This window comes from Microbacterium sp., assembly GCF_047602155.1.
Lineage (GTDB): Bacteria > Actinomycetota > Actinomycetes > Actinomycetales > Microbacteriaceae > Microbacterium.
In genome coordinates, this window is the sequence record NZ_JASGHZ010000001.1 from 1,896,248 (window position 1) to 1,907,795 (window position 11,548).

At 73.3% G+C, this 11,548-nt stretch carries 11 protein-coding genes; 9 read left to right on the plus strand and 2 right to left on the minus strand.

Annotation, left to right across the window (positions count from 1 at the left end):
- Positions 1 to 22: 22 nt before the first annotated feature.
- Genes QM720_RS08550 through QM720_RS08565 form a run of 4 tightly spaced genes read left to right on the plus strand, consistent with a single transcriptional unit; the run spans position 23 to position 4,242 of the window.
- Complete coding sequence (locus tag QM720_RS08550; RefSeq protein WP_415125690.1) at positions 23 to 1,321, plus strand: class I SAM-dependent RNA methyltransferase; 1,299 nt, start codon at positions 23 to 25, stop codon at positions 1,319 to 1,321.
- Positions 1,322 to 1,341: 20 nt separating this feature from the next.
- Positions 1,342 to 1,998 (plus strand): response regulator, encoded by a 657-nt coding sequence (locus QM720_RS08555; protein WP_415125691.1) that lies wholly within the window; start codon positions 1,342 to 1,344, stop codon positions 1,996 to 1,998.
- Complete coding sequence (locus QM720_RS08560; protein ID WP_415125692.1) at positions 1,988 to 3,202, plus strand: sensor histidine kinase; 1,215 nt, start codon at positions 1,988 to 1,990, stop codon at positions 3,200 to 3,202. The genes QM720_RS08555 and QM720_RS08560 overlap by 11 nt, the downstream gene beginning before the upstream one ends.
- Positions 3,199 to 4,242 carry a hypothetical protein gene (locus tag QM720_RS08565; protein WP_415125693.1) on the plus strand — a complete coding sequence of 348 codons (1,044 nt, stop codon included), beginning with the start codon at positions 3,199 to 3,201 and terminating at the stop codon, positions 4,240 to 4,242. Before QM720_RS08560 ends, QM720_RS08565 begins: the two co-directional genes overlap by 4 nt.
- Before the next feature lie 207 nt (positions 4,243 to 4,449).
- Here QM720_RS08565 and QM720_RS08570 read toward each other — a convergent pair whose 3' ends face one another.
- The gene (locus QM720_RS08570; protein ID WP_415125694.1) at positions 4,450 to 4,725 is read right to left on the minus strand and encodes an acyl-CoA carboxylase subunit epsilon; all 276 of its coding nucleotides are present in this window, start codon (positions 4,723 to 4,725) and stop codon (positions 4,450 to 4,452) included.
- Positions 4,722 to 6,311, minus strand: coding sequence for an acyl-CoA carboxylase subunit beta (locus QM720_RS08575; RefSeq protein ID WP_415125695.1), 1,590 nt, complete (start codon positions 6,309 to 6,311; stop codon positions 4,722 to 4,724). The genes QM720_RS08570 and QM720_RS08575 overlap by 4 nt, the downstream gene beginning before the upstream one ends.
- Positions 6,312 to 6,484: 173 nt before the next feature.
- Between QM720_RS08575 and QM720_RS08580 the strand changes: the two genes are divergently transcribed.
- The 5 genes from QM720_RS08580 to QM720_RS08600 all read left to right on the plus strand — a co-directional run bounded on the left by QM720_RS08580 (position 6,485) and on the right by QM720_RS08600 (position 11,539).
- Entirely contained in the window at positions 6,485 to 7,291 is an 807-nt protein-coding gene (locus tag QM720_RS08580; protein ID WP_415125696.1) for a biotin--[acetyl-CoA-carboxylase] ligase, read from the plus strand.
- A 113-nt stretch (positions 7,292 to 7,404) separates the two neighbouring features.
- Positions 7,405 to 7,980, plus strand: coding sequence for a PH domain-containing protein (locus QM720_RS08585; RefSeq protein ID WP_415125697.1), 576 nt, complete (start codon positions 7,405 to 7,407; stop codon positions 7,978 to 7,980).
- Positions 7,981 to 8,227: 247 nt separating this feature from the next.
- Positions 8,228 to 9,343: a 5-(carboxyamino)imidazole ribonucleotide synthase gene (locus QM720_RS08590; protein WP_415125698.1), complete on the plus strand. Its 1,116-nt coding sequence runs from the start codon at positions 8,228 to 8,230 to the stop codon at positions 9,341 to 9,343.
- 259 nt (positions 9,344 to 9,602) lie between these two features.
- Positions 9,603 to 10,070, plus strand: a complete 468-nt coding sequence (purE, locus tag QM720_RS08595) for a 5-(carboxyamino)imidazole ribonucleotide mutase (RefSeq protein ID WP_415127858.1) — start codon at positions 9,603 to 9,605, stop codon at positions 10,068 to 10,070.
- Positions 10,067 to 11,539 carry an LCP family protein gene (locus QM720_RS08600; RefSeq protein WP_415125699.1) on the plus strand — a complete coding sequence of 491 codons (1,473 nt, stop codon included), beginning with the start codon at positions 10,067 to 10,069 and terminating at the stop codon, positions 11,537 to 11,539. Before purE ends, QM720_RS08600 begins: the two co-directional genes overlap by 4 nt.
- Positions 11,540 to 11,548 lie beyond the last annotated feature (9 nt).

Below are 11,548 nucleotides of genomic sequence, written 5' to 3' on the forward strand. Positions count from 1 at the left end.
CGGAAGGGGCGAGGATAGGAGGATGCAGACCGGCGAGCTCCTCGACCTCGACGTCACCGATGTCGCGCACGGCGGGGTGTTCGTCGCCCGCCACGACGGGCGCGTCGTCTTCGTCGCCGACGCGATCCCCGGCGAGCGGGTGCGGGTGCAGCTGACCGACACCGCCAAGCCGGCGTTCTGGCGGGGCGATGTCGTCGAGGTGCTCGCCGCCTCGCCGCACCGCCGCCCGCACGTCTGGGCGGCGGCCGACGTGGGCGTGGCCGACCGCCCCGGCGGCGCGGACTTCGGCCACATCGACCTCGCCCACCAGCGGGAGCTGAAGCTGCGGGTGCTCCTGGACGCCCTGGAGCGCTTCGGCGGCATGACGCAGCCGGCCGCCACGATCGAAGGCGCGCCGCCGCTGCTGTCGCCGGCCGGCGAGATCGTCGCGCAGGAGACCCCGGATGCCACGCGCTGGCGCACCCGGGTCAGTCTGCACGTCGACGCCGACGGCCGCGTCGGCCCCTATGCCGCCCGCAGTCACCGCGTCGTCGAGACCGACGACCTGCCGCTCGCGACCGCCGAGATCGAGGCCGCCGCCGACGCCCTCCGCGCGGGGCCGCCCCTGCCCGCGGGGCGCATCGATCTCGTCCAGCCCGCCGACGGGCGCGTGCGGGTGATCCCGCGGCCCGAGGCCCGGCGGCGCCCTCGCGGCCCCGCGCGGCGCCCTGCGAACGACCCCGCCCGCGAGACGGTGATCGAGCGGGTCGGCGACCGCGCGTTCCGCGTGGATGCCGGGGGCTTCTGGCAGGTGCACCGTCTCGCCGCGCCCTCGCTGTCGAGCACCGCCGCGGCGATGATCGAGGGCGCCGTCGACCCGGATGCGCAGCATCTCGACCTGTACGGCGGCGTCGGGCTGTTCGCCGCCGCGATCGCCGGCCTCGGCGGTACCCGCATCACGACGGTCGAATCCGACCCGCGCGCCACCGCGCACGCGGGCGAGAACCTCGCCGACTGGGTCGGTGCGCGCGCCGAGACCGACCGTACCGACCGGTACCTGGCGCGCCTGCTCGCGCAGGCCGGCGGCGCCGAGCGGGAGCGCCTGGCGCGCGGGGTCGTGCTGCTCGACCCGCCGCGGGCCGGAGCCGGCCGGCAGGTCGTGGAACAGGTCGCCGCGCTGCGGCCGGCATCCGTCGTGTACGTGGCGTGCGACCCGGTCGCGCTCGCGCGCGACCTCGGCACGTTCCGCGCGCAGGGGTACGAGCCGCGCCGCATCCATGCGCTCGACCTGTTTCCGCACTCGCACCATGTCGAGGCGGTCGCGGTACTGGCGCCGGCGTGAGGGCTGGCTAGGCTGGCGGCATGACGCGCGTCGCCCTCATCGACGATCACGAGTCCGTGCGTCTCGGGCTCGAGGCGGCGTGTGCGCGCACCGGCGAGATCGCGATCGCCTTCTCCGGCAGCACGGTGCGCTCGTACCTGCAGTGGCGCGCGCACACGGGCGCGGCCCCGGCGGACGTCGTCGTGCTCGACCTGACCCTGGGTGACGGGACGACCCCGAGCGAGAACGTGTGCGGCCTCGTCGGCGACGGATCGCCCGTGCTCATCCACAGCGTCGCCGATCGGCCGGTCGCGGTCCGCGAGGCTCTCGCGGCGGGCGCCGCCGGGGTCATCAGCAAGGCCTCGCGCACCGACGACGTGCTCGCCGCCATTCGCACGATCGCGCGCGGCGACGCCCTCGACAACATCGAATGGGCCAGCGCCGTCGAGGGCGACCGCGCCTTCGCCGACGCGCAGCTGTCGGCGCGCGAGCGCGAGGTGCTGCGCCTGTACGCGGCGGGCCTGCCGCTGAAGGCCGTCGCCGAGCGGCTCGGGGTGGCGTACTCGACCGCGAAGGAGAACATCACGCGCGTGCGGGTGAAGTACGTCGAGGTCGGCCGTCCCGCGCGCACCAAGATCGAGCTGCTGCACCGCGCCATCGAAGACGGCCTCGTGTCCGAGCACACCGGTGACAGCTGACGGGGCGCCGGTCGCCGCCGAACCGAGGCTCGGCACGGAGACGTTCACCCAGGCCCGTGTGGAGCGGATCCTCGGCATCGTGGTGGCGCTCGGCTGCGCCGTGCTCGGCGTGCAGGCGTTGATCAACGCGCTGGCCTCTCCGCAGGCCGATCAGCAGTGGCGGCAGCCGCTGATCGCTGCGGTCTTCGTGCCGCTCGCGCTCATGATCCTCGCGTGCGCGAGCGGCATCGCGGTGCGCACCATGTCGGCCGCCTTCGCGATCGTGTTTCCGCTCGTGCTCGTGGTGTGGCCCGTCGCGACGGCCGGCCACACCGAGTACTCGGGCGTCGCCCCGGGGGTCTGGTATCTGCTCAACGTCGCCACCGTCGCCGCCGTCATGGCGTTTCGCCTGCCGCTGCAGGTGGTGTGGGCGGGAGCGATCCCCGCGTTGTACGCCGTCGTGCGCATCCTGCAGCTCCACGCCGACCCGCAGCAGGCGGTCGAGGTCGTGCTCGACGCGGCCTTCGCGATGATCCTCGCCGGCGTGCTGATCGCCCTCGCCTGGATGCTGCGCTCCGCCGCGATCGGCATCGATCGCGCGCGCCGCGACGCCCGCGGATCGTATGCCGCCGCCGCCGCGGCGGCCGCGGCGGAGACCGAGCGGGTCGCCGTCGCCGCGCTCATGCACGACAGCGTGCTGGCCGCACTCATCGCCGCCGAGCGCGCCGGCGCGCCGCGCGAGCAGGCCCTTGCCGCCACCATGGCCCGCGAGGCGCTGACCCGGCTGGCGAACGCCGATCGCGACGCGGGCGAGGGATCGGACGAACCCGTCTGCGCCGACGCGATCGTCGCGCAGCTGCAGACCGTGCTGGCCGAGACGGGGGCGTCCTCGCCGGAGGTGACGAGGGTGATCACCGTGGATGCCGGCACCCTCCCCGGCCGGGTCGCGCGCGCACTCGTGCTGGCGGCGACGCAGGCCATCGCCAACGCCGTGCAGCACGCCGCCGCCGAGGGGCTGGCGGTGGCGGTCTACGCCGACCGTCTCGGCATCCGGGTGCGAGTCGACGACCGCGGCGCCGGGTTCGACCCGGCGACGGTGCCGGAGGACCGTCTCGGCATCCGCGGCTCGATCGTCGCGCGCACGGCCGCGGTCGGCGGCCGTGCGCGCGTGCAGACCGGGGCGGGCGGCACGGCGATCGAACTGGAGTGGGAGCGCCCGCGATGAGTGTCGGCATCCGCTCCGTGCTGTCGGTGCTGACGGTGGCCTTCACGGCCTACCTCGCGGTGGGGGCGCTGTTGTGGACGACCCCGCCGGCCCGGCCGCTGCTGCAGATCGCCGCCGTCGCCTGCTACCTCGTGACCACCTGGCTGTGCACGTTCTGGAAGGCCCGGCCCGATGTCGCCGGCGACCCGATCACCGGCGAGCTGGGGCGCAGCCCCCTGCTGCCGGGGTGGGCCGCGGCGCTGGCGCTGGCGACCGCCGTCGTGATGCCGAACGCGTCGTGGCTCGCGGTGGCGCCCGAGGATCGCCTGCGCGACTACGCCACGTGGAGCATGGGTGCGATCGGCGCGCTCATGGCGATCGTCATGGTGCGGCGTCGCCCGCGGGTGGCGTGGGCCGGGGTGGCCGTCCTCGCGGTGCAGGCCGCGGCGTGGATCGGCATCGCCGATGCGCTGGCGCTCGGCGTCGTCGGGGCCGTGCTGTGGGTCGGGGTCGCCCAGCTGCTGATGTGGCTCGTCGACCGTGCGGCGCAGGACACGGCGGAACTCGCGGAGGTGGAACGGGCGGCCTCGGAGTGGCTGGCGGCGCAGGAGGGGCGCCGCGTCGAGCGCCGCACCCTGGTGCAGCGCGCGCTCGCGCTCGCCGGCCCTGTGCTCACCCGTACGATCGAGTCGCAGGGCCGGCTCGACGACGCCGAGCGCGACGCGGCGCGCATCGCCGAGGCGGCGCTGCGCGACGAGCTGCGCGCGGCGGCCCTGCTCGACGACGTCGTCCGCGGAGCGCTCGCGGCCGCCCGCGCCCGCGGCACCCTGGTCTCTGTGCTCGACGAGGGCGGGCTGGAGGAGCTGTCCGCCGCGGCGCGGACGGCGATCCGGCAGCAACTGGCGGCCGTGCTCGCGGGGGCCGATTCGGAACGGCTGTACGTGCGGGCGTCGCGCCACGACGAGGTCGCCGTCACCGTCGTCGGTCGCTCCGCGGGCGACGACGGCGAAGACCGGGTCGACCTGTGGCGCGAGATCCCGCGGCGGCCGGCCGAGGAGTGAGCTGGGGGCGAGGGGCGGCTGTGCCGCCCCTCGCCGGGCGAGCGGTTACCCGAAAACCTGCTCGCACCAGGGCCGGCGGCACCGGACAGCGCAACCGGCCGAACGCAGAAAGCGTTCCAGCAGTTCTAGTGTGCCACCGAGCCTATGAGTTGTCTGTAGGTATTTTGGGGGACAAGCCCTCCGCCAGAAGTCGGAGATTTCGCGCGGCTATCCCGCGTAGCGGCCCCAGCCGATCTCGCGGCGCAGCTCGGGGCGCAGCGCCCGCGCCGAGACCTGCCAGGCCGAGAGGCGCGGGGCATCCTCGGCCAGGGCCGACGCCGCCTCGCGGTGGTACGACTCGGTGACGACGGCGATGACGGCGGCGAGCTCTTCCGGCGTCGGCTCGCCGCGCAGCACGTCGACGCGCAGGGCGGGCGGACCGGCATCCGGGGCGGCATCCATCGCCGCGGCATCCCCTGCCCCGGTGCGGCCCTCGTCGCTCATAGCGGGATGTTACCGTGCTTCTTCGTCGGCATGCTGGCGCGCTTGCCGCGCAGAGCCCGCAGTGCCTTGGCGACGGCGACGCGGGTGGCCGCCGGCTCGATGATGCCGTCGAGTTCGCCGCGCTCGGCCGCGAGGAACGGGGAGGCGACGTTGTAGGTGTATTCGTTGGCCAGGCGCGTGCGCACGGCGGCGACGTCCTCGCCGGCCTCCTCCGCTTTGCGGATCTCGCCGCGATACAGGATGTTCACCGCGCCCTGCCCGCCCATGACGGCGATCTCGGCCGTCGGCCAGGCGAGGTTGACGTCGGCGCCCATCTGCTTCGAGCCCATCACGATGTAGGCGCCGCCGTAGGCCTTGCGCAGGATGACGGTCACGAGCGGCACCGTCGCCTCGGCGTACGCGTACAGCAGCTTGGCGCCGCGGCGGATGACGCCCGTCCACTCCTGGTCGGTGCCGGGGAGGTATCCGGGCACGTCGACGAGCGTGAGGATCGGGATCGAGAACGCGTCGCAGAACCGCACGAAGCGGCTCGCCTTCTCGCCGGCCTCGATGTTGAGGGTGCCGGCCATCTGCTTCGGCTGGTTCGCGATGATGCCGACCGTGCGCCCCTCGACCCGTCCGAAGCCGATCACGATGTTCGGCGCGAACAGCGGCTGCACCTCGAGGAAGTCGCCGCCGTCGACGATGTGCCCGATCACCTGGTGGATGTCGTACGGCTGGTTCGGCGAGTCGGGGATGACGGTGTTGAGGAAGCGGTCGGCATCCGTCGTCTCCCACTCGAACTCGTGCTCGTAGACCGGGATGTCCGCCATGTTGTTGTCGGGCAGGAACCCGACCATCGTACGGACGTAGTCGATCGCGTCGTCCTCGTCTTCGGCGAGGTAGTGCGCGACCCCCGAACGGGTGTTGTGCGTGTAGGCGCCGCCGAGCTCCTCCATGCTGACGTCTTCGCCGGTGACCGTCTTGATGACGTCGGGGCCGGTGACGAACATCTGGCTGGTCCCATCGACCATGACGACGAAGTCGGTGAGGGCGGGGGAGTACACGGCGCCGCCCGCGGCGGGCCCCATGATGATCGAGATCTGCGGGATCACGCCGGATGCCGCCGTGTTCAGCCGGAAGATCTCGCCGTACTTGCCGAGGGCCACGACGCCCTCCTGGATGCGGGCGCCGCCCGAGTCGAGGATGCCGACGATCGGGCAGCCGGCCCGCAGCGCGAACTCCATGACCTTGATGATCTTCTCGCCCGCGACCTCGCCCAGCGACCCGCCGAAGGTCGTGAAGTCCTGCGAGTAGACCGCGACGGTGCGGCCGTGGATCGTGCCCACTCCGCTGACCACCGAGTCGCCGTAGGGGCGCGAGCGGTCCATGCCGAAGGCCGTCGTGCGGTGGCGCACGTACTCGTCGAGCTCGACGAACGATCCCGGGTCCATGAGCGACTCGATGCGCTCGCGGGCGGTGAGCTTGCCCTTGCCGTGCTGCTTGTCGCGAGCGATGGCCTCGGCATCCACCACCGCCTCCTGGAAGCGGGAGCGGAGATCGGCGATCTTGCCGGCGGTCGTGGACAGGTCGGGCGTGTCGGTCACGCGTTCCACCCTAGCGACCGCGGATGCCGCCGCGTTGGGGGACACCGACAACGCGACCGCCGATCTGCTGTACGTTCCCCCCTCCGCCGGGCCACCCCCTTCCGCCCGAGCCGCGGCGTCTCGGCGCGGCGCACCGGGGCGGCGGAGGGGTCGCGGCGGCGTACCGTGGACGCATGACCCACGAGATGCGGGGATATCCCCTCGCCGCGGCCGTCTCGCCGCGGTTGCATGTGATGGATGCCGTCGACTCCACGAACGCGAAGCTCGCGCGCGATGCGCAGGACGATCCCGACGGGCATCCACACCTGTCGGTCGTGCTCACGCACGACCAGCGCGCCGGGCGCGGGCGGCTCGATCGCACCTGGACGACGCCGCCGGGGTCGGCGATCGCGGTGTCGGTGCTGCTGCGGGTGGGCGCGGTGGCGCCCGCCGATCGCGGCTGGATCCCGCTCCTGGCCGGTGTCGCGATGGCCGAGGCGGTGGCGGCGCAGCTGGGCGGGCTCGAGGTGACCGTGAAGTGGCCGAACGATGTGCTGGTCGAGGGGCGCAAGATCAGCGGCATCCTCGCGGAGGTGCTGCCGGGCGACCCGCACACCGTCGTGCTCGGGGCGGGCGTGAACACCGCGATGACGGCGGAGCAGCTGCCCGTGCCCACGGCGACGTCGTTCGCGGCGCTGGGCCGGGACTGCCGCGACGATCGGCTGCTGGAAGGCTTCCTCACCGGGCTGCGCGACCGCATCGCCGCGCTCGCGGTCGGAGGCGGCGCGGCGGTGGCCGCCGGGGTCGCCGCGCGCTGCGCGACGCTGGGCTCGGAGGTCGTCGTGTCGCTTCCCGGCGGTGCGTCCCTGCGCGGGGTCGCACGGCGGCTCGACGAGGCCGGGCGCCTGGTCGTCGAGGCCCGGGGCGGCGAAGCCGACGGGGGCGAAACAGGCGGGGTCGAGACCGTCGTCGGCGCCGGCGACGTCGTCCACGTGCGCTGACACACCCCGGCGGGGTGTGCCAAAGACAGGGTGAATCGACGTTTCACCCCTGGAAACGGCGGTTCATGGCCGGTTGAGCCTGCATTTGGCACGCGCGCCGTCACAATGGAGGGGTGACTCAGCCGACCGCGTACCTCGGGCGCCCCGCCACGCCCGCTCCGGGTGCGGCGACGCCCGAGCTGCGGGTCGCGCGGGTGCGCCCGCACGCGCGGCGGCTGTTCTGGCCGGCGCTCGTGCTCGTCGCCGTCGCCGGCGCGACCGGCTACGTCACCGGCAACCCGCCCGCACCGGTCAGCGCGTGGCTGCAGGACTGGATGCTGTGGGCGGTGGCCGGCCTCATCGTCCTGCTCCTGGTCGTCGTGCCGTTTCTGCGGTGGTTCTCGCACACCTACACCGTGACCACGCGCCGGGTGATCGAGGAGTCCGGGGTGTTCGGGCGCCGTCGCGTCGAGCTGACGCACGCCCGCGGCTACACGATCTCCGAGCGCCGCGGGCCGATCCAGCGGATGTGGGGGGCGGGCACCCTGATCCTGTCCAACGGCGTCGATGCGCCGCTGCGGATGGTGAACATCCCGGCCGTGCGTCTCATGCACGAGGCGCTGGCCGATCAGGTCGAGGTCAGTCAGATCCTCGCGCACCGCGACTCGCACAGCATCCCGGTCGTCGGCGACCAGCCGCCCCTGCCCTGACCCACTCCCGGCCTCGTCCCCGCCGCCCCGCCCGCCCCGACATCTCTGAGGTTTCGCGAGACCTCGCAAATGTCGGCTTTCGCGGCGAATCTGGCCGCAAACCGAAACATCTGTGAGGTTTCGCGAGACCTCGCAAATGTCGGGTTTCGCGGCGAAATGGGCCGCAGATCGAGACATTTGTGAGGTTTCGCGGAGGGGGAGGAGGTGGGGGATGATGGATGCCGGAAGCAAACGCGAAGGGGAGCACATGGCGCTGCGGGTCGGAGTCGTCGGGGGCGGGCAGCTGGCCCGGATGATGATCGCGCCGGCGGTCGAGCTGGGCATCGAGATCCAGGTGCTCGCCGAGGAGCCCGCCATGTCCGCAGCCCTCGCGGCATCCGCCGTCGGCGACTATCGCGACCTCGACACCGTCCGGGCGTTCGCGCAGGGGCTCGACGTGCTCACCTTCGACCACGAGCACGTGCCGCAGGAGGTGCTGCGCGCGCTCGTTGCCGACGGCATCCGGGTGCACCCCGGCCCCGACGCGCTGCAGTACGCGCAGGACAAGCTGCTCATGCGCGGGCGCCTGGCCGAGCTCGGCCTGCCCCAGCCCGACTGGGCGGCGGTGACGGATGCCGGTGACCTGCGGGCATTCCTCGACGACCACGGCGGGCGCGCCGTCGTGAAGACGCCCCGCGGCGGCTACGACGGCAAGGGCGTGCGCGTCGTGTCCGACCCGGCCGAGGTCGCCGACTGGCTCGATGGCGGGGCGCTGCTGGTCGAGGAGCTCGTCGACTTCACGCGCGAACTCGCGCAGCAGATCGCCCGGCGCCCGTCGGGCGAGCTCGTCGCCTACCCCGTCGTCGAGACGGTGCAGCGCGGCGGGGTCTGCGCCGAGGTCATCGCTCCGGCTCCGCACGGCACGGTGCGGCTGGCCGAGGTGGCCGAGCAGATCGGCGCGACGATCGCCGAAGGCCTCGGCGTCACCGGGATGCTCGCCGTCGAGCTGTTCGAGACCACCGATGAGCGGCTGCTCGTCAACGAGCTGGCGATGCGGCCGCACAACAGCGGGCACTGGAGCCAGGACGGCGCCGTGACCTCGCAGTTCGAGCAGCACCTGCGCGCGGTGCTCGACCTGCCGCTGGGCGAACCGACGCCCCGTCAGCCCTGGGCCGTGATGGTCAACATCCTCGGCGGGCCGGCCGAGGGCGGGCTCGAGCAGCGCTGGCCGGCGGCGCTCGCCGCGCACCCCGCGGTCAAGGTGCACACGTACGGCAAGGCGCCGCGGCCGGGCCGCAAGGTCGGTCACGTCACCGCCGCCGGTGCCGACCTGGATGCCGTGGCCTACGAGGCCCGCGCCGCCGCCGCCTTCTTCACCGACTGAGCGCCGGAAGGCTCGGGGCGTTTCGTCTCGCGGCTGCGCCGCTCGCTCAACGTCCCGGATGGGCGCCCCGCGACGGGCTCGCGGGGCGAATCCGCGTGCGCTCTGCGCGGCCGCGCACGGGTCAACTCGAGCATCGGACGATGCCGCCCGGCAACCGCCGCAGGGTGTGGCGCTCCGGGGATCTTTCAGGCGCGCGGCCTAGCCTTGACGGGTGACCCGGCCTCTGCACTCCTCGGCATCGCCCCTCGTGGGGGTCGTGATGGGCTCCGACTCCGACTGGCGCGTCATGAGCGATGCGTCGCAACTGCTGAGCGAGTTCACGATCGCGCACGAGGTCGAGGTCGTCTCCGCGCACCGCACGCCCGACAAGCTGCTGCGCTACGGGCGTGAAGCGCGCGGGCGGGGCCTGAAGGTCATCATCGCCGGTGCCGGGGGAGCCGCGCACCTGCCCGGCATGCTCGCGTCGGTCACGGCGCTGCCGGTGGTGGGCGTGCCCGTGCAGCTGGCGACGCTCGAGGGTCTCGACTCGCTGCTGAGCATCGTGCAGATGCCGGCCGGCATCCCCGTCGCGACGGTGTCGATCAACGGCGCGAAAAATGCCGGCCTGCTCGCGGCCCGCATCCTCGGTACGAGCGACGTTCGCCTCGCCGACCGCGTCGAGCAGTACGCGCGCGCCCTCGAAGAGCAGGTCGAAGAGAAGAACCGCCGGTTGAAGGAGTCGCTGTGAGCGTGAGCGCGCCCCCCCGGCCGACGGCGAAGACCCAGACGACGACCGAGTCGCCGGTGCTCGGCGACCAGCCGCTGCGCCGCCCCGACACCCGGTCTGCGCAGGTGATGACGCGCCGCGCCTGGTGGCTCGTCGCGATGAACTTCCTCGTGCCGGGTTCGGCGCAGACGCTGTCGGGCAACCGCCGCCTCGGGCGCTTCGGGCTGGCGGCGACGCTGACGCTGTGGACGCTGGTCGTGCTGGCCGCCGTCGCCGCGCTCGTGTGGCCGGGCCTGCTGATCACCCTCGGCACGAACGTCGTCTTCCTCCTCGTCGCGCAGATCCTGCTGCTGGCCTACGCCGTGCTGTGGGTCGTGCTGACGGTCGACACGCTGCGCCTCGTGCGCCTCGTCAAGACGCGCCCGGGCGCGCGGCCGGCCGTCGCCGTCGCCGCGATCGTCGGTCTCGTGCTCGGCAGCGGCGGGGCCGCCTACGCCGCGCAGCAGCTGCTCGCCCCGGCGCGCGAGGCGATCGCGGCGATCTTCGGCAACAGCGGCCCGAGCGTGCCGCCGTCCAACGGCTACTACAACTTCCTGCTGCTGGGCGCCGACAGCGGCCTCGGCCGCGACTCGATGCGCTTCGACAGCATCTCGGTGGTGTCGGTCAACGCCGAGACGGGCGCGGTGCACATCACCGGCATCCCGCGCGATCTCGCCCACGTGCCGTTCTCCGAGGGGCCGATGCACGACCTGTATCCCGACGGGCTGCAGGGGTACGTGTCCGCCACGTGCGGATGGGGTCCGGGGATCAACCAGCTGATGAACGCGGTCGAGATCTGTCGCGACGGCGGTGGCACCGATCTGTATCCGGATGCCGCCGCAAACGGCTCGACGCCCGCGATCGAGGCGACCAAGGATGCCGCCGAGGGCATCCTCGGCATCGAGATCCCGTACTACGTCTTCGTCGACATGAAGGGCTTCGCCGACATCGTCGACGCGCTCGGTGGCGTCGACATCACGGTGCAGGAGCGGCTGCCGGAGGGCGGGGGGCCGGCATACGACGGCCAGCCCGTCGAGGACTGGGCGACCGGCTGGATCGAGGTGGGCGCGCAGCACATGGACGGCGACACCGCGCAGTGGTACGCGCGTTCGCGGTACACGACGAGCGACTGGGACCGGATGCGGCGGCAGCGCGAGCTGCAGGAGGCGATTCTCGCGCAGGCGAACCCCGCCAACGTGCTGACCCGCTTCCAGCAGGTGGCCGCGGCGGGCGAGGATCTCGTGCAGACCGACATCCCGGCCTCCCTGCTGCCGTTCCTCGTGGAGCTCGCGGCCAAGGCGAAGGAGCAGCCGGTGCAGACCCTCGAGCTCACCCCCGATGGCGCCGGCATCGACACCGACGAGCCGAGCGCCGAGGCGTACGCGCACGTGAGGGAGCTCATCCAGCAGGCGCTGTATCCGCCGTCGCCGACCCCGACTCCCGAGGGCTGAGGGCACAGC